The 18,099-nt window shown below is 57.2% G+C and carries 19 protein-coding genes; 10 read left to right on the top strand and 9 right to left on the bottom strand.

Features of this window, described 5'->3' with window-relative positions; genetic code table 11:
- Positions 1-37: 37 nt before the first annotated feature.
- From sanA to O1724_RS15355, 4 genes are all read right to left on the bottom strand, one after another.
- Positions 38-748: an outer membrane permeability protein SanA gene (gene sanA / locus O1724_RS15370; protein WP_003859314.1), complete on the bottom strand. Its 711-nt coding sequence runs from the start codon at positions 746-748 to the stop codon at positions 38-40.
- 127 nt (positions 749-875) lie between these two features.
- The gene (gene cdd / locus O1724_RS15365; protein WP_003859312.1) at positions 876-1,760 is read right to left on the bottom strand and encodes a cytidine deaminase; all 885 of its coding nucleotides are present in this window, start codon (positions 1,758-1,760) and stop codon (positions 876-878) included.
- Between the two features lie 128 nt (positions 1,761-1,888).
- Positions 1,889-2,584 carry a CidB/LrgB family autolysis modulator gene (locus O1724_RS15360; protein WP_003859310.1) on the bottom strand — a complete coding sequence of 232 codons (696 nt, stop codon included), beginning with the start codon at positions 2,582-2,584 and terminating at the stop codon, positions 1,889-1,891.
- A complete protein-coding gene (locus O1724_RS15355; RefSeq protein WP_126297203.1) occupies positions 2,581-2,976 on the bottom strand; it encodes a CidA/LrgA family protein in 396 nt (131 codons plus the stop codon). The genes O1724_RS15360 and O1724_RS15355 overlap by 4 nt, the downstream gene beginning before the upstream one ends.
- Positions 2,977-3,144: 168 nt before the next feature.
- Between O1724_RS15355 and dusC the strand changes: the two genes are divergently transcribed.
- On the top strand, positions 3,145-4,080 hold the full coding sequence (dusC, locus tag O1724_RS15350; RefSeq protein WP_003859306.1) for a tRNA dihydrouridine(16) synthase DusC: 936 nt from the start codon (positions 3,145-3,147) through the stop codon (positions 4,078-4,080).
- A gap of 44 nt (positions 4,081-4,124) precedes the next feature.
- Here the strand turns inward: dusC and yohP are convergent, their stop codons facing one another.
- Positions 4,125-4,208 (bottom strand): small membrane protein YohP, encoded by an 84-nt coding sequence (yohP, locus tag O1724_RS15345; protein ID WP_015572324.1) that lies wholly within the window; start codon positions 4,206-4,208, stop codon positions 4,125-4,127.
- A 204-nt stretch (positions 4,209-4,412) separates the two neighbouring features.
- Here yohP and mdtQ point away from each other — a divergent pair, with 204 nt between their 5' ends.
- Together mdtQ and O1724_RS15335 are read left to right on the top strand one after the other, a co-directional pair.
- Entirely contained in the window at positions 4,413-5,831 is a 1,419-nt protein-coding gene (gene mdtQ, locus O1724_RS15340) for a multidrug resistance outer membrane protein MdtQ (protein ID WP_032609692.1), read from the top strand.
- A 50-nt stretch (positions 5,832-5,881) separates the two neighbouring features.
- Entirely contained in the window at positions 5,882-6,646 is a 765-nt protein-coding gene (locus O1724_RS15335; RefSeq protein ID WP_023324964.1) for an SDR family oxidoreductase, read from the top strand.
- A gap of 56 nt (positions 6,647-6,702) precedes the next feature.
- Here O1724_RS15335 and O1724_RS15330 read toward each other — a convergent pair whose 3' ends face one another.
- Entirely contained in the window at positions 6,703-7,275 is a 573-nt protein-coding gene (locus O1724_RS15330) for a DedA family protein (RefSeq protein WP_126297204.1), read from the bottom strand.
- Between the two features lie 157 nt (positions 7,276-7,432).
- Here O1724_RS15330 and O1724_RS15325 point away from each other — a divergent pair, with 157 nt between their 5' ends.
- Positions 7,433-8,020 carry a Yip1 family protein gene (locus O1724_RS15325; protein WP_003859296.1) on the top strand — a complete coding sequence of 196 codons (588 nt, stop codon included), beginning with the start codon at positions 7,433-7,435 and terminating at the stop codon, positions 8,018-8,020.
- A 167-nt stretch (positions 8,021-8,187) separates the two neighbouring features.
- Entirely contained in the window at positions 8,188-9,111 is a 924-nt protein-coding gene (gene pbpG / locus O1724_RS15320; protein WP_003859292.1) for a D-alanyl-D-alanine endopeptidase, read from the top strand.
- 96 nt (positions 9,112-9,207) lie between these two features.
- Here the strand turns inward: pbpG and O1724_RS15315 are convergent, their stop codons facing one another.
- Positions 9,208-9,762 (bottom strand): GNAT family N-acetyltransferase, encoded by a 555-nt coding sequence (locus O1724_RS15315; protein ID WP_003859289.1) that lies wholly within the window; start codon positions 9,760-9,762, stop codon positions 9,208-9,210.
- A gap of 102 nt (positions 9,763-9,864) precedes the next feature.
- Positions 9,865-11,622 carry a D-lactate dehydrogenase gene (gene dld / locus O1724_RS15310; protein ID WP_003859288.1) on the bottom strand — a complete coding sequence of 586 codons (1,758 nt, stop codon included), beginning with the start codon at positions 11,620-11,622 and terminating at the stop codon, positions 9,865-9,867.
- A gap of 189 nt (positions 11,623-11,811) precedes the next feature.
- Here dld and bglX point away from each other — a divergent pair, with 189 nt between their 5' ends.
- The 5 genes from bglX to O1724_RS15285 all read left to right on the top strand — a co-directional run bounded on the left by bglX (position 11,812) and on the right by O1724_RS15285 (position 17,997).
- Positions 11,812-14,109: a beta-glucosidase BglX gene (gene bglX / locus O1724_RS15305; protein ID WP_063869007.1), complete on the top strand. Its 2,298-nt coding sequence runs from the start codon at positions 11,812-11,814 to the stop codon at positions 14,107-14,109.
- Between the two features lie 136 nt (positions 14,110-14,245).
- Complete coding sequence (osmF, locus tag O1724_RS15300) at positions 14,246-15,163, top strand: glycine betaine ABC transporter substrate-binding protein OsmF (protein WP_003859284.1); 918 nt, start codon at positions 14,246-14,248, stop codon at positions 15,161-15,163.
- A 12-nt stretch (positions 15,164-15,175) separates the two neighbouring features.
- The gene (locus tag O1724_RS15295; protein WP_126297205.1) at positions 15,176-16,333 is read left to right on the top strand and encodes an ABC transporter permease; all 1,158 of its coding nucleotides are present in this window, start codon (positions 15,176-15,178) and stop codon (positions 16,331-16,333) included.
- The gene (locus tag O1724_RS15290; protein ID WP_058648601.1) at positions 16,326-17,276 is read left to right on the top strand and encodes an ABC transporter ATP-binding protein; all 951 of its coding nucleotides are present in this window, start codon (positions 16,326-16,328) and stop codon (positions 17,274-17,276) included. The genes O1724_RS15295 and O1724_RS15290 overlap by 8 nt, the downstream gene beginning before the upstream one ends.
- Positions 17,260-17,997, top strand: a complete 738-nt coding sequence (locus tag O1724_RS15285) for an ABC transporter permease (RefSeq protein WP_017383373.1) — start codon at positions 17,260-17,262, stop codon at positions 17,995-17,997. The genes O1724_RS15290 and O1724_RS15285 overlap by 17 nt, the downstream gene beginning before the upstream one ends.
- Here the strand turns inward: O1724_RS15285 and O1724_RS15280 are convergent.
- Positions 17,972-18,085: a protein YohO gene (locus O1724_RS15280; RefSeq protein WP_022648678.1), complete on the bottom strand. Its 114-nt coding sequence runs from the start codon at positions 18,083-18,085 to the stop codon at positions 17,972-17,974. The genes O1724_RS15285 and O1724_RS15280 overlap by 26 nt on opposite strands.
- Positions 18,086-18,099: the final 14 nt, after the last annotated feature.

Genomic DNA, 18,099 nt, shown 5'->3' with positions numbered 1-18,099 from the left:
GAGTAATGCGTTTTATATCACGCACTGTAGATCTGGATTACTTCTTCTGAATTTCCAGCAACTGCTCCGGCGTTACCGCCGGATAACCCTGCGCATCTTCCGGCACTTCATGCATCGTTGGGATCGGCACCAGCGGGCCTAAAAAGCGCGGTTCACGTTTGAACAGGTACAGGTCAGCCAGCGCGCCGAAACGGGCGCCAAACTCACGCACGCGCACGCTCAGCATATCTTTTGGCGATGGCACCGCATAACACTGCGCCTGAATGCCCATATGCAGGGCGATAAACAGCGCCCGCTCGCAGTGGAAACGCTGGGTAATGATGATGAAATCATTGGTGTCGAACACCTTACGGGTACGCACGATGGAATCAAGCGTGCGGAATCCGGCGTAGTCGAGCACGATATCGGCCGGGTCGACGCCTGCGGCAATCAGATCTTTGCGCATCGTCACCGGCTCGTTATAGCTTTGCAGCGCGTTATCGCCGCTCAACAGCAGATAGTTCACCTTGCCGCTGTTATAGGCGTTCAGCGCGCCCTGAATACGATACCGGTAATACTGATTTATGACGCCGGTGCGGTAATACTTGGCGGTGCCAAGCACCACGCCAACCTGACGGTAGGGGAGGTCCTGTAGGTCATCAAAAATGTAGGGGGCTGTTTTCCAGCTCATCCAGCGGTCGAGACCCAGCACGATCAACAGCAGTATGCCGACCAGGACAGACAGGCTGTAAAACACGCGCTTTAACATGCAGATGGCTCGTACCGATGATGAAATTTCCCTCAGGCTACTGTACCCGCCTGGTTAGCGCAAGAAACAGCGATTCAACTGAGGGGTTTTTCGTCAGACTGGCGGGCAACTCTGCCCGCCGAACAGATTATGCCAGCAGCACGCGGTCAATGGTTGAACAGCCCAGCGCTTTCAGCGTGGCTGCGGTCGCGTCCCACTGGATCAGCGGCGCATCGGCCTTTTCAGCCAGGATTGCGCGCTGAATATCCGGGTAGTCATACCCGTTCAGGCTAAGCAGGTTCAGTGCACCCTGGAGCGGAGGCAGCGTCGGGTTAAATGCGGCGTTCTCTGCATAGCTGCCGGTGAAGATGCGGCCGTCGCGGCACTGAAGGGCGACGCCGCTTGGTGATTTGCTGTATGGCGTGTGGCTTTTATTGGCGGCGGCAATGGCCGCTTCGCTCAGCTCATCCCCTGAGAGCGCATAACCGTGGTCCTGCTCGTCCATCAGCAGGGTTTTGATCTCAAGATCTTTCGGGCCGAAAGCATCCGGCAGGTAATCACGCAGCGTATGCGGTGCGCGTCCCGGCAGGTTGATACGCAGTTCAAGACCGCTGTTCAGCTCATTCATAAACTGGCGGCAGTGGCCGCAAGGGGTATAGTTGACGGTGATGGCGCGCAGGGCTTTTTCGCCGCGTAGCCAGGCGTGACTGATGGCGCTCTGCTCCGCGTGGACGGTTTGCTGCATGGTCGCACCGAGAAACTCCATGTTTCCGCCGAAGTACCAGGTCCCGCTCACACCGCGCGCAATTGCGCCTACGTTAAAATGGGAAAGGTCAGCGCGGGCGCAGGCAGCCGCCAGGGGCAGCAGGGCGAAAGCCAGCGCGTCTTCGTCCAGCCCCGTTGCCTGTTTAAGCGTCGTGACCTGATCTGCCGTCAGCAGGGCGGGGAAATGCGCATCCGCCAGAACCGGAGCCAGGGCTGATTGCAAATTCTCTGCAAGCTGAGAGAAAGCAGCTTGAAAACGTGGATGCATGACGTTGCCTCATCAAGGTTAATGGATCGGTAGTGTACGGAGCCGTACGGCCTTTATATGTGATCCAAATCTCATTATGTGTGCAACTTATGAAATGAAAATGAAATTTGCGCGACGCATCGCAAATTTTAGCCCATTACTGCCAGAATAATCGGGAAGATAAACGGCGCGACCAGGGAAGTGATAATCCCGCAGATCACCAGCGCCAGCGAGCTGAATGCCCCTTCCTGATAATCGAGTTCCGCGCAGCGTGCGGTGCCCAGCGCGTGCGAGGCGGTACCCATCGCCAGACCGCGTGCCGCTTTGGTACGAATTTTCATGATATTCAGCAGCGTATGACCAAACACCGCGCCCAGGATACCGACGAAAATCACGCACACGGCGCTGATGGCCGGAATGCCCCCGATGCTGCCGCCCACGGCCATGGCAATCGGCGTGGTGACGGATTTAGGCAGGATAGAGGCGGCGATCTGCGGCGATGCGCCCATCATTAAGGCCACCGAGGTGCCGGTGATCATCGCAACAAGGCTCCCCACGAAGCAGATGGTTATGATGGATTTCCAGCGCGCGCGGATCTGATGCAGTTGCTCATATAAAGGAAACGCCAGCGCCACCACGGCAGGCTGCAACAAATCGTTAAGGATCTTGCTCCCGGCGAAGTAACGCTCATAAGAAATGCCGGTGAGCAGCAGAAAAGGAATAATCACCACCATGGCGACCAGCAGCGGGTTGAGCAACGGCATTTTGAAACGCACCGCAAGCTTACGCGCAGCAAAGAACACCACCAGGGTTAACGGTAGGGACCACCAGATATTCGCCATCATTTTTTTGTTTTCTCCCCGACGACCTTACGTTCGCCATGCACAATGTGTGAACTCCAGCTGACGACCAGGAAAACCACCAGCGTACTGATGGCGCAGGAGACCACAATCGGGCCGAACTGCGCTTTAAGCACATCGTAATACTGCATAACCCCAACGCCGATAGGCACAAAAAGCAGGGCCATGTAGCGAATGAGAACGAAGCACCCTAGGTTGACCCATTTTGCGGGCAGCACCTGTAATGCCAGCAGTACAAACAGGATCAGCATGCCGATAATGCTGCCGGGTATCGTAATCGGCAGCAGCGAAGCGATAAAAATGCCGGCGTACAGGCAGGCATAAATGAGGACGAAGGCGCGAAGGTATTGCCAGATAGTATTCAGTGATTTGCTCATGGTGAAAGTCCTTGCTGAGACGTATTCATCATACAATTAAACCTGAAAATGTGCCACGGATCACATCATGAATTTTGGGCATACCAGACATTCCGGAATGGAACGCCGGGCTTTCAACATACATAGAGAGCAGCTACTATAGCGCGTCTTTTTTCACAGGTACTCAGAATGCGTGTTTTACTGGCCCCGATGGAAGGCGTGCTCGACTCTCTCGTGCGCGAGCTGCTTACCGAGGTGAACGATTACGATCTCTGCGTGACGGAGTTTCTGCGCGTGGTCGATATGTTGCTGCCAGAAAAATCATTTTATCGTCTCTGTCCGGAACTGCATCGTCAGAGCCGCACGCCGTCCGGTACGCTGGTGCGCGTCCAGCTGCTCGGCCAGTATCCTGAGTGGCTGGCTGAAAACGCCGCCCGCGCGGTAGCGCTTGGTTCGTACGGCGTCGATCTTAACTGCGGCTGTCCGTCAAAGCTGGTCAACGGCAGCGGCGGGGGGGCGACGCTACTTAAAGATCCGGAGCTGATTTATCGCGGCGCAAAGGCCATGCGTGAGGCAGTGCCATCGCATCTGCCGGTGACGGTCAAAGTCCGTCTGGGATGGGACAGCGGCGATAAGCAGTTTGAAATTGCTGACGCGGTGCAGCAGGCGGGCGCCACCGAGCTGGTGGTGCACGGGCGAACCAAAGAGGATGGTTATAAAGCCGAGCGCATTAACTGGCAGGCGATTGGCGAGATCCGCAAACGGCTTACGATTCCGGTGATTGCCAACGGCGAAATCTGGGATTACGAGAGCGCGCAGGCCTGCCTCAAAGAGACCGGCTGTAATGCCGTGATGATTGGCCGCGGTGCGCTGAACGTGCCGAACCTCAGCCGGGTGGTGAAATATAATGAACCGCGGATGCCGTGGGCGGATGTGGTGAAACTACTGCAAAAATACACGCGGCTGGAAAAGCAGGGCGATACCGGCTTGTATCACGTCGCGCGCATTAAACAGTGGCTGAGTTATTTGCGTAAAGAGTACGACGACGCGCTGGGATTATTTCAGGAGATCCGTACCCTACAGACGTCTGCGGATATTGCCCGGGTGATCCAGTCGAAGTCCTGAGCGAAGTGTGAAGAGTTTGCCCGGCGCGGAGCCGGGCAACGGAATCAGAAAATCATCTTGAATACGCCGGTTACCACCAGCAGCCCTATCAGAAATATAATCAAAATAACCCACAATAATATTTTCATTCGCCTCTCCTGCGTATGTCTGTCGAAGTAAGTGTAGCAGTCAATTCATAATTAGCATGAATACATGAAATTAACTCATTGTCTTGGGGAATAAATTTCCGGATATGAAAATGTATAACAATATGCGGATTGCCACGCGTTACTAAAAAACGGAACGTCAGTAAGCGTAAGTTGCGCCTTTATTTTTTTTGAGTTCATGGCGTAATGAAACGTTCTCTTACTTTATCTCTGAGTGCTCCTCTTGTTTTTATGCTGGCCGCCTGCGCGCCGGAACATGCCACGGTGTCACCAGTAAAAACGCAAGCCGCCGCCGCAACTGTAAATACCCAACTGCGTCATGCCGACTGGCCAAAAAGCGAATGGTGGAAAGACTTTAACGACCCCCAGCTCAACGCGCTGATCGACAAAGCGCTGGCGGATGCGCCGGATATGCAAATTGCCCGTCAGCGTATCACCCTGGCGGAAGCACAGGCGAAAGCCGCTGTCGCTGCTGAGGGTCCACAAATGGATTTTTCCGCAGATGTGGAACGGCAAAAGATGTCGGCAGAGGGGTTGATGGGGCCATTTGCACTGACCGACCCGGCAGCGGGGACCACCGGCCCCTGGTATACCAACGGCACCTTTGGTCTGACGGCGGGTTGGGATCTGGATTTATGGGGTAAAAACCGCGCCCAAATTGAGGCCCGCATCGGTAAGGTGAATGCGCAAAAAGCGGAGCTGGAGCAGACCCGCCAGCTGCTCGCCAGCAGCGTCGCGCGGCTGTACTGGGACTGGCAGACCGAGGCCGCGGTGGGTGACGTGCTCGCGCAGATCAAACGGGAGCAGGAAAATATCATCGGTGCCGATAGGGAGCTTTATCAGCACGGCATTACCTCCTCGGTGGAAGGGGTTGAAACGGATATCAGTGCCAGCAAAACCGATGAACAGCTCGCTGACGTGCACGGCAAAATGAAGGCCATTGAGGCGCGTCTGAATGCGTTGACCAATACCCCTTCAGTCACGCTCGCACGGCATGCCTTACCTGACGCAGAGGCATCGCTGCCATCAACGCTCGGTTATGAACTGCTGGCTCGGCGCCCGGATTTGCAGGAGGCGCACTGGTATATCGAAGCATCCATGAGCGAAGTCGATGCCGCCAGAGCCGCGTTCTACCCTGACATCAATTTGATGGCGTTTTTGCAGCAGGATGCATTGCACCTGAGCGACCTGTTCCGCTCATCTGCGCAGCAAATGGGCGTAACCGCGGGGCTGACGCTGCCAATTTTTGACAGCGGTCGGTTGAATGCGAACCTGGATATCGCCCAGGCGCAAAACAACCTCTCCGTGGCGAACTACAACAAGGCCGTGGTAGATGCCGTAAACCAGGTCGCCCGGACGGCCAGCGAAGTGGAAACGCTGACCGCCAAAAATCAGCACCAGCAGCAGATCGAAAAAGATGCGGCGCGCGTCGTCGCGCTGGCGCAGGCGCGCTTCAGCGCGGGGATCATTGCCAGCTCCCGGGTGAGTGAAGCAAAAATTCCGGCGCTCAAAGAGCGTATTGCCGGGTTGATGCTGAAAGGTCAGTACGTGGATGCCACGCTCCAGCTCACCTCCGCGCTGGGTGGCGGATATCATCGCGGCTAACATTGCGCATTATCTATACTTACCTCTTTGCAGATTTTCAGGAGGTGAGTATGACGCGAGTCGCAATTGTTACCGCATCGGATTCAGGAATTGGCAAAACGACGGCCCTGATGCTGGCCGAGCGCGGGTTTGATATCGGGGTGACCTGGCACTCAGATGAGGAAGGGGCGCTGGCAACCTGCCGTGAAATTGAAGCGCGCGGGCAGCGTGCCGAGGCCATTCAACTCAACTTAAGCCATTTACCGGAAGGCGCAAAGGCCATTGAAACCCTGATTACGCGTTTCGGGCGGCTGGATGTGCTGGTTAATAATGCCGGGGCGATGAACAAAGCGCCATTTCTGGACCTGTCGTTTGACGACTGGCGGCACATATTCACCGTTGACGTGGACGGCGCGTTTCTCTGCTCGCAAATCGCGGCGCGTCAGATGGTGAAGCAGGGGGAAGGGGGGCGGATCGTGAACATCACCTCGGTGCATGAACATACGCCATTGCCGGACGCCAGCGCCTATACGGCGGCCAAACATGCGCTGGGCGGGTTAACCAAGTCGATGGCGCTGGAGCTGGTTAAACATAAGATTCTGGTGAACGCCGTTGCGCCCGGTGCGATCGCCACGCCGATGAATGATATGGACGACAGCGAAGTGAAAGAAGGCTCAATGCCGGAAATCCCGCTGGCACGGCCAGGGCATACCAAAGAAATTGCCAGCCTGGTGGCGTGGCTGTGTGACAGTGACGCCAGCTACACCACCGGGCAGTCGTTTATCGTTGACGGCGGTTTTATGCTGGCGAATCCGCAGTTTAAGCCGGAAGGGTAGATACCCTTCTCCCTCTCCCTGTGGGAGAGGGGCGGGGTGAGGGCAGCAGGCCGAACTCACTCTTCATCCCGCCGCTTTTCACGATGCTTCAGCCACAGCCGTACCCCAATCACCACCGCAACAACCAGGATCAACCAGGCCCAGTGTTTAAGATGCTGATCGAGATTATGCAGCCACGGGCCTATTACTTCGCCACCCACGTAGCCAAGCGTGGTGAAAATCAGCGCCCAGGCAATCGCCCCGAGAATGTTCAGCGGCAGGAAGATTTTCGGCGGTAAGCGGCTCGCGCCAATCAATATTGGCCCAATGATGCGAAAGCCGTACATAAAGCGGGTGCCAATCACAAACAGCCAGGGACGTCGCTGGATAAGCCGCTGAGCACGGCGAATTTTCTTTTGATGCCTGGCAAAACGTTGCAAAAGCGTCGGGCCAAAGCGCAGCCCCAGAAAGTAGAGCAGCTGATCGCCAATCATACCGCCCAACGCGACAGCGGCGACCACCAGCGGAAATTTCAGCAATCCCTGATGTGCAGCCACCCCGCCCAGCAGCGTGATGGTTTCGCCCTCTGCCACGCTGCCGATCACCAGCGCGGCGTATCCATATTGTTCAATAAGACCGTTGATATCCATTAAGTAAACGTCGTCTCCCTTACTATGCCTGCGTTAATCATATACCCCATCCATCAACCGCGCGGCAATCAACGGAAATTTCCCACTGTACATAAAATAATCTAAAGCCTGCATTATACTTAAGCTATCGCTGACGGGCCGACAACAAGGGGGCGTTATGAACCATGTCTGGGGACTTTTCTCCCATCCCGATCGTGAAATGCAGGTCATCCGTAACGAGAACGAAACGGTCGCGCATCACTATACCCACCATGTCCTGCTGATGGCAGCGGTGCCGGTGGTCTGCGCATTTATTGGTACTACGCAGATAGGCTGGAACTTTGGTGACGGCACCGTGGTTCAGCTTTCGTGGTTTACCGGACTGTACCTGGCCATTCTGTTTTATGGCCTGATGCTGGCCGGGGTGGCGGTGATGGGGCGGGTCATCCACTGGATGGCGCGCAACTATCCGCAGCGCCCGTCGCTGGCACACTGTATGGTCTTCGCCGGATACGTCGCGACCCCGCTGTTTTTAAGCGGTATTGTCGCGCTCTATCCACTGGTCTGGCTGTGCGCGCTGATCGGTACGGTTGCCCTCTTTTATACCGGTTATCTGCTGTATGTAGGGGTGCCAACCTTCCTCAATATCAATAAAGAAGAGGGCCTGAGCTTCTCCAGCTCTACGCTTGCCATCGGCGTACTGGTCCTGGAGGCGCTACTGGCCCTGACAGTTATTCTTTGGGGTTATGGATACCGTCTCTTCTAAGTTCCCTGCATTGCTGGCGTAAATGCCAGCAATGCAGCATCTGGTTATGATTCTCAGCTGGCGACAACGCACGGTGACCGCTATGATGCCGAAGCCAGCCTGTGTTTATCCGTCGACACAGGCGGTGTACGTCATAACGTGCGTGAATCATTATCAGAAGTCTCATCATGCTGAAATTTCGAGTGTCACTCCTTAGTCTTGCGCTGCTGTTGGGCGTCTCCGCTACCGCGCCAGCCATCGCCAAAACGACCGCAGTCGCCACCGCTGCTGCGCAACCCCAGATTGCGTCCGGCAGCGCGATGATCGTTGACCTGAATACCAACAAGGTGATCTACGCCAGTCATCCGGATCTGGTGCGCCCGATCGCTTCCATAACCAAAGTCATGACCGCGATGGTGGTGCTTGATGCACGACTGCCGCTGGACGAAAAGCTAAAAGTGGATATCAGCCACACGCCAGAGATGAAAGGGATCTACTCTCGCGTGCGTCTGAAAAGTGAAATCAGCCGTAAAAATATGCTGCTGTTGGCGCTGATGTCCTCAGAGAACCGCGCGGCGGCGAGCCTTGCCCACCATTATCCTGGCGGTTACGACGCGTTTATCCGCGCGATGAATGCCAAAGCCAAAGCGCTGGGGATGAAAAATACCCATTTCGTGGAGCCAACCGGTCTGTCGATCCATAACGTCTCGACGGCGCGTGATTTAACAAAGCTGCTGATCGCCAGTAAGCAATACCCGCTGATTGGTCAGCTCAGCACCACGCGTGAGGAGATGGCGACATTCTCGAACCCGGCGTATACGCTGCCGTTCCGCAACACTAACCATCTGGTGTATCGCGATAACTGGAATATTCAGTTAACCAAGACCGGATTCACCAATGCGGCAGGACACTGCCTGGTGATGCGCACCGTATTTAACGGTAAGCCAGTGGCGCTGGTGGTGATGGACGCCTTCGGCAAATATACCCACTTCGCGGATGCCAGCCGCCTGCGTACCTGGATTGAAACCGGGAAAGTGCAGCCGGTGCCGGCTTCAGCGCTGGCGTATAAAAAGCAGAAAGCGGAACAGATGGCGACGGCGCAGAACGATTAGGAAAAAGCAAAACGGTAACGCATGTTACCGTTTTTTATGTTTTCTCCCTCTCCCTGTGGGAGAGGGCCGGGGTGAGGGCACCAGACCGCACTGCGTTTATTCCGGCAGCGTCCAGTCCCCGTCGTTGAGCGGGCGCTGCATCATCACCGTGTCCCGCCAGTCGCCTTTTTTATATCCCACACTTCTGAGCTGACCCACAATTTCGAAACCGTGCTTTTTATGCAGCCGCAACGACCCGGGGTTATTTTGCCCGTCGCCGACCACGGCAATCATCTGCCGCCACGGTCCTTGTTCACAACGGGCGATCAGTGCCTGGAGTAAGGCCGAGCCAAACCCGCGGCCGGTGGTGCTGGCATCCACATAAATGGATTCTTCAAGGGTATAGCGATAAGCCTGGCGTGGACGATAAAACGTGGCGTAGCAGTAGCCGACAACAATGCCGCGATACAGCGCAACCAGCCACGGTAAACCGCTGTCGGTCACGCTCTTCATCCGCTGACGCATCTCATCGACGGTGGGGGGAACTTCCTCGAAGGACGCACGGCCATGAAGCACATGCCAGGCGTATATCGCCGAGATGGCATGCGCATCGTCAGGAAGGGCGTCGCGCACCTCGATTTCAGTTTCGGGGAAAGTTTCTACAGCCGACATGTTCTGCCCGCTCCTTGTTTGGAAAGCCAGAGAAACGTTTCTCTGGCAACAGGCAGATACTCTAGTACGTTTGAGGAGAGCTTAACAATCTCTTAAATTTGGCTATATGAGTTCATCAGAGGCTTGCGTATTGTGCTGCTCTGATTCGGCACTCTCTTTCCAGTATTTCTTCCGCGTTGTCTTACCAATGCCGGGGTTCATACTGTTTGTAGGGTCATTTTTGCGATAAAACTGTTTAAGCGTCTCCGGCGCTTTATACAGGTGTCCCACGTTGTGCTCGGCAGGATATTGCGCGCCACGCTCGTGCAGCAGCGCCAGCATCTGTTCTTTCAGCGCGTGTGCATCAACCCCTTTTTTCACGATGTAATCCTGGTGGAAGACATAGCACATAAAGTGGCCGTAATAGAGCTTATGCACCAGCTTGCTGTCGATCTCCGGCGGCAGATGTTCAAACCACTCGGTATCGTTGCGACGCAGGGCGATATCCAGCGCCAGAATATCCTCCACTTCTTCGGAATGCACCGCCTGATAACGGATAGCGGCACCCGCCGCGGCGAAACGATGCAGGAAGGCTTTGCTGCCTTCTTCCGGCGTGCAGGCAAAGAAATCCCCGTCGGCGGTTTTGAAGAATTCGGTGAGCCAGCTCTGCGCTTCGTCAATTCCGTCCCCGGCCATTTTCAGCAGCAGATGGTGCTCATACTTGTCGCGCCAGGTCTTCATCCGCTCCGGTAAATGCGCCGGGAAGACGTTGCCCAGCTTCTGCATAAAGCGGTCGGTGAAGTGCGGCTTGAAGAGCGACACTTTCTCCAGCATCGCATCGGTGCGGCCCTTCATGGTGAAGAAGAACGGCATTTTGTCGGTGCCGAGCTTGTCGATCATCAGGAAGGTATCTTTGCCGTAGCGCTCGGCGATGTCGTAAATGTCCCGGTGCATATACTCGCCCGCCACCGGCAGGTGAGTGAACTCGGCCAGAATATGACGGCGGATCTCCGTCAGCACCTCCGGCTGATTGGTGCCGATGTAAAACACCTGCTGCTTTTTCTCTGCCGGGAAGGTATCGAGGCGCACCGCAAAAACGGCCAGCTTGCCCGCGCAGCCGGAGGATTCAAACAGGCGATCCGGATCGGCGTTATAGCGCGCCGGTGTATCGGCATTGATATCGCGCACGCGGGTGATGTAATCGTGGTCATGCGCGTGACGGCCATCGTGCTGAACGTCTTCGTCCTTCACGCGGTCATCGTCAAGTTTGCTGAGGATCTGCTCTGGCGTTACGCCCAGATCGATCCCCAAATGGTTAACCAGCGTCAGCTTGCCGTTTTCATCGATACGGGCAAACAGCGACATCTCCGTGTAGGCTGGGCCGCGCTGCACCAGCGAGCCGCCGGAGTTATTGCAGATCCCGCCGATCACCGAGGCACCAATGCACGACGAGCCGATCACCGAGTGCGGTTCGCGACCCAGCGGCTTAAGCGCCTTTTCCAGCGAGTAGAGCGTGGTGCCGGGGAAGGCGAGTACCTGTTCGCCCTTGTCCAGCAGGTGCAGTTTGTCGAGGCGCAGGGTGCTGATAATCACGATGTCACGATCGTAATCGTTGCCGTTCGGCGTGGAGCCTTCAGTCAGGCCGGTGTTAGCAGCCTGCATTAAAATAATCTTGTCTGCCGCAACGCAGGCGCTGAGCACGCGCCACAGTTCGAGCAACGTACCGGGGAAGACCACCGCCAGTGCCTCGCCCTGACCGGAGCGGAAGCCCTTGCGGTAGCGGGCGGTTTTAGCCGGGTCGGTAAGCAGGTGAGAGTGACCAACCAGGCGCGACAGTTCGTTAATAAATGTAGTGTTATCGTCAGTTCGAACAGAAGACATCTTCCACTCCTTGTGGTGGGGCAAATTTCTCGCTGTAAAGCATAGCGCGATTAGCCGTTGAGCGGTCGGGTATTCATGAGAAAAATCAGAGAATAACCCTGCAAGGTTTTCAGGCTTTGTGGCACACTGCGCTTTTCGCACGGTCTGGCCGGGTGCTTCCCGCGGTTATTGATGAGAGAGAATAACAACATGAAATGGCTATGTTCTGTAGGTGTCGCCGTCAGCCTGGCGCTGCAACCTGCGCTGGCAGAGGATTTGTTTGGTAATCACCCGCTCACGCCCGAAGCCCGCGACGCCTTTGTCACGGATTTACTCAAAAAGATGACGGTCGATGAGAAAATCGGCCAGCTGCGCCTGATCAGCGTCGGCCCGGATAACCCGAAAGAAGCCATTCGCGAGATGATCAAAGACGGGCAGGTAGGCGCCATTTTTAACACCGTTACCCGCCAGGATATCCGCAAGATGCAGGATCAGGTGATGGAGCTGAGCCGCCTGAAAATCCCACTGTTCTTCGCTTATGACGTGGTGCACGGCCAGCGTACCGTCTTCCCGATTAGCCTCGGCTTAGCCTCCTCCTTTAACCTCGATGCGGTGAAAACCGTCGGGCGCGTATCGGCATATGAAGCCGCAGACGACGGCCTGAACATGACCTGGGCGCCGATGGTTGACGTCTCTCGCGATCCGCGCTGGGGCCGCGCTTCGGAGGGCTTTGGAGAAGACACGTATTTAACCGCCACGATGGGCAAAACCATGGTGGAAGCGATGCAGGGCAAAAGTCCGGCAGATCGTTACTCGGTGATGACCAGCGTCAAGCACTTCGCCGCCTACGGCGCGGTGGAGGGCGGTAAAGAGTACAACACCGTCGACATGAGCCCGCAGCGCCTGTTTAACGACTACATGCCGCCATACAAGGCAGGGCTGGACGCGGGCAGCGGGGCGGTGATGGTAGCGCTGAACTCTCTCAACGGCACGCCTGCCACCTCCGATTCGTGGCTGCTGAAAGACGTGTTGCGCGACCAGTGGGGCTTCAAGGGCATCACCGTTTCTGACCACGGCGCGATTAAAGAGCTGATCAAACACGGCACGGCGTCTGACCCGGAAGATGCGGTACGCGTGGCGCTCAAGTCCGGCATCAACATGAGCATGAGCGACGAGTACTACAGCAAATACCTGCCGGGGCTGGTGAAGAGCGGCAAGGTGACGATGGCAGAGCTGGACGACGCCGCTCGCCACGTGCTGAACGTGAAATATGACATGGGACTGTTTAACGATCCTTACAGCCATCTGGGGCCGAAGGATTCAGACCCGGCGGACACCAACGCCGAAAGCCGTCTGCACCGTAAAGAAGCCCGGGAAGTAGCTCGCGAAAGCCTGGTGCTGTTGAAAAACCGTCTCGACACGCTGCCGCTGAAAAAATCCGGCACCATTGCCGTGGTCGGTCCGCTGGCCGACAGCAAGCGCGACGTCATGGGCAGCTGGTCCGCCGCAGGCGTGGCGGATCAGTCCGTTACCGTGCTGACCGGCATTAAGAGCGCCGTGGGTGATAACGCAAAAGTGGTTTACGCCAAAGGTGCGAACGTCACCGACGATAAAGGCATCGTGACCTTCCTCAACCAGTATGAGGAAGCGGTGAAGGTGGATGCGCGCACGCCGAAAGAGATGCTCGACGAAGCGGTTAACGCCGCGAAGCAGTCCGACGTGGTGGTCGCGGTGGTGGGTGAAGCGCAGGGGATGGCGCACGAAGCCTCCAGCCGTACCGATATTACCATTCCGCAGAGCCAGCGCGATCTGATCGCGGCCCTGAAAGCCACCGGCAAGCCGCTGGTGCTGGTGCTGATGAACGGGCGCCCGCTGGCGCTGGTGAAAGAAGATCAGCAGGCTGATGCCATTCTGGAAACCTGGTTCGCCGGTACCGAAGGCGGTAACGCCATTGCCGACGTGCTGTTTGGCGATTACAATCCGTCCGGCAAGCTGCCGATGTCCTTCCCGCGCTCCGTCGGGCAGATCCCGGTTTACTACAGCCACCTGAACACTGGTCGTCCGTATAACGCCGACAAGCCGAACAAGTACACGTCCCGTTACTTCGACGAAGCTAACGGCCCGCTCTATCCGTTTGGCTATGGCCTGAGTTACACCACCTTCAAGGTGTCTGACGTCAAAATGTCGGCGCCGACCCTGAAGCGTGACGGCAAAGTGACCGCCAGCGTAGAGGTGACCAACAGCGGCAAACGCGAAGGCGCGACGGTGATCCAGATGTACGTTCAGGACGTCACGGCCTCCATGAGCCGTCCGGTGAAACAGCTGCGCGGCTTCGAAAAGGTCAACCTGAAACCGGGCGAAACCAGAACGGTCAGCTTCCCGATTGACGTAAATGCGCTGAAGTTCTGGAATCAGCAGATGAAATACGATGCTGAGCCTGGCAAATTCAACGTCTTCATCGGCGTGGATTCCGCCCGCGTGAACAAAGCCGAGTTCGAACTGCAATAATCTTACCTTTCTCCCTATCCCCCGCCTGGCGGGGGATGCCTCTCATCTTGTACGAAAAACGGTTAAATTCACTGTTTTAAGCTACGCTTTTCTCTCAAGCCTATGAAAAAGGCCACAAAATAATGAGGAAAGCAGAATGACGATGATTAAGGGGATAACAGGGTCGGCGGTGCTTCTGGCGGCGCTGAGCCTGCCGTTACAGGCCGCAGAGCCGGTTAAGGTGGGTTCCAAAATTGATACCGAGGGCGCGTTGCTCGGTAATATCATTTTGCAGGTACTCGAAAGTCACGGCGTGAAAACGGTCAATAAAGTACAGCTTGGCACCACGCCTGTCGTGCGCGGTGCCATCACTTCCGGCGAGCTGGATATCTACCCGGAATACACCGGCAACGGGGCATTCTTCTTCAAGGATGAAAACGATCCGGCCTGGAAAAATGCCAAAGCCGGGTACGAAAAAGTCAAAAAGCTGGACGCAGAAAAAAATAAGCTGGTCTGGCTAACGCCGGCACCGGCCAACAACACCTGGACCATCGCGGTGCGCAAAGATATCGCCGAGAAAGGCAAGCTCACCTCGCTTGACGATCTCAGCCGCTACCTGAAAGAGAAGGGCGAGTTTAAGCTCGCGGCCTCGGCAGAGTTTATCGAGCGCGCTGATGCCCTGCCAGCGTTTGAAAAAGCCTATGATTTCAAGCTCGATCAGGCACAGCTGCTCTCTCTGGCAGGCGGCGACACGGCAGTGACCATTAAGGCGGCGGCGCAGCAAACCTCCGGCGTCAACGCGGCGATGGCCTACGGCACAGACGGCCCGGTCGCGGCGCTTGGCCTGCAAACCCTGACCGACCCGAAAGGCGTTCAGCCTATTTACGCCCCAACCCCGGTCGTGCGCGAGGCGGTGCTGAAAGCCTACCCGGATATTGCGGAATGGCTCAAACCGGTATTTGAAAAACTGGATGCGAAAACGCTGCAACAGCTGAATGCCAGCATTGCCGTTGAGGGGCTGGATGCCAAAAAAGTGGCTGCCGACTTCCTGAAACAACAAGGGCTTGTGAAGTAACGGGATAAGGCTGTGCCAATAAAATGCCATAACCGCGTCCTGCTGCTGTTGGCCTGTGTGGCCATCGCGGCGGTCGCGTTACCTTTTGTGAATGTCGCGCCAAACCGTCTGGTGTCGGGCGAACCGCGCGCGCTCTGGCAGATCTGGGCATTTACGCCGCTGCTGCTGGGCGCGGCGCTGGCGAGTACTGTTGCTTTAGCCTTCTGGCCGGGGCGAATCGCCCTGTGGCTGACGTTTTTGCTCAGCGAAGCGCTGTTTATCGTACTGTTCTGGAGCGCGGGACAGGCGGCAACGCAGATGGCCGCGGTTGAAAGCCCGCTGGCGCGCACGTCGGTTGGTAGCGGGCTGTGGCTGTGGCTGGCACTTTGTCTGCTGGTCTGTAGCGATGCCATTCGCCGTCTGACGCCGCAACCCGTCTGGCGCTGGCTGCTGAACGCGCAATTCTGGGTTATCCCTCTGCTGATCCTCTTCAGCGGCGATCTGAATCAGCTCTCGCTGTTAAAAGAGTACGTCAACCGCCAGGAGGTATTTGACAACGCGCTGGCGCAACATCTGACGATCCTGTTCGGGACGCTGATCCCGGCGCTGCTGCTGGGCGTGCCGCTGGGCATGTGGTGCTACCGACATACCAGCCGCCAGGGCGCCGTCTTTACCGTGCTCAACGTTATTCAGACCATCCCCTCCGTCGCCCTGTTTGGCCTGCTGATTGCCCCCCTCGCCGGTCTGGTGAAATCCTTCCCTGCGTTGGCCGCGGCAGGCATTGCCGGAACCGGACTGACGCCAGCGCTGATTGCCCTTGTGCTGTATGCGCTGCTGCCGCTGGTGCGCGGCGTGGTGGCGGGGTTAAGCCAGGTTCCGCCCGACGTGCTGGAAAGCGCCCATGCGATGGGGATGAGCGCGCGCCAGTGTTTCTGGAAAATACAGCTGCCGCTTGCGCTTCCGCTGCTGGTTCGCAGCCTGCGGGTGGTGACAGTGCAAACCGTGGGGATGGCGGTTATTGCCGCGCTGATCGGGGCGGGCGGCTTTGGGGCACTGGTCTTCCAGGGGCTGCTCAGTAGCGCGCTGGATCTGGTGTTGCTGGGCGTCGTGCCCACAATTGCGCTGGCGGTCGTACTGGATGCCCTGTTTGCCCTGTGGCTCGCGCTGCTCAGGAGAAGAGCCAATGATTGAATTTCATGATGTGAGTAAAACCTTTGCGGGCCGTCCGGCGGCAAGCCACCTTAATCTGCATTTTGCCGAGGGGGCGTTCTCGGTATTGATCGGGACATCGGGGTCGGGAAAATCGACGACGCTGAAGATGATCAATCGGCTGGTGGAACACGACAGCGGGACGATTCGCTTTGCCGGAGAGGAGATCCGCAGCCTGCCGGTGCTGGAGCTGCGGCGGCGTATGGGCTACGCCATTCAGTCCATCGGCCTGTTTCCCCACTGGACGGTGGCGCAGAACATTGCCACCGTGCCACAGCTGGAAAAATGGTCCCGGGGGAAGGTCAATGAGCGTGTCGACGAACTGATGGCGCTGCTGGGCCTGGACGCGTTGCTTCGTAACCGCTATCCGCACCAGCTTTCCGGCGGACAGCAGCAGCGGGTCGGGGTGGCGCGCGCGCTGGCCGCTAACCCGCAGGTACTGCTGATGGATGAGCCCTTCGGCGCACTGGATCCGGTCACCCGCGGCGCACTTCAGGCCGAGATGAGCCGCATCCACCGTATTCTCGGGCGCACCATCGTGCTGGTGACGCATGATATCGACGAAGCACTGCGGCTGGCCGATCGTCTGGTACTGATGGATCACGGCGAAGTCGTCCAGCAGGGTACGCCGCTTGAGCTGTTAACCTCGCCGGCGAATGATTTTGTGCGTGAATTTTTTGGCCGCAGCGAGCTGGGCGTCAGGCTGCTCTCGCTGCGCACCGTCAGGGACTATCTGCGTCCGCAGGATGCGCAAATCGGTGGTGAACCGCTGCATGACGGGATGAGCCTGCGCGATGCCCTGTCGGCGTTTGTCGCCCGGCAGTGTGAGGTGTTACCCGTTGCGGACGGGCAGGGGACGCCATGCGGGACGATCCATTTTCGCGATCTGCTGGCGGGGGAGGTGACGCGTGAAGTGGGTCCGTGATCCGTTACTCTGGCTGACAGGGCTGTTTATCGCCTTACTCTACCTGATGCCGCACAGCGCGGCGCTGTTTAATGCGCTTATTCCCGGGCTGCCGCGCCCGGTATACCAGCAGGAGAGCTTTGTTAATCTCACCCTGGCGCACTTCTGGCTGGTGGCAGTGTCAAGCGTGATTGCCATCGTCCTGGGCACAGGCGCCGGTATTGCGGTGACGCGGCCTGCGGGCAGGGAGTTTCGTCCGCTGGTGGAGACCATCGCCGCAACGGGGCAGACCTTCCCGCCGGTGGCCGTGCTGGCGATTGCCGTGCCGGCGATCGGTTTTGGGCAGGAGCCTGCCATCATTGCGCTGATTTTGTACGGCGTGTTGCCCATTCTGCAAGGGACGCTGGCAGGGATTGCGGCGGTGCCTGCATCGGTGCTGAGCGTAGCGGAAGGAATGGGGATGAGCGCCTGGCAGCGGCTGGTGAAGGTCGAACTGCCGCTGGCCGCACCGGTGATAATCGCTGGCGTGCGAACGTCCGTGATAATCAACATTGGTACGGCAACCATCGCCTCGACGGTCGGAGCCAATACGCTGGGAACGCCGATCATTATCGGGTTAAGCGGGTTTAATACGGCTTACATCATTCAGGGGGCGGTTTTGGTTGCGCTGGCGGCAATTGTGGTGGATCGCCTGTTTGAACGCCTGGCCGGATACCTCAGCCAACACCGCCGCGAACAATAAATGAATAACCTGCAAGCATAACGCCACCGATACCGCTGACAGCCATCAGTGCAAAAAGGGTAATTACGGCCAGTTTCGTTGCCTTCATCATGTGCTCCTGTT

It is taken from the genome of Enterobacter cloacae complex sp. HYC074_NIDB, assembly GCF_056673345.1.
This window is presented reverse-complemented; position numbering and strand designations above follow the sequence as displayed.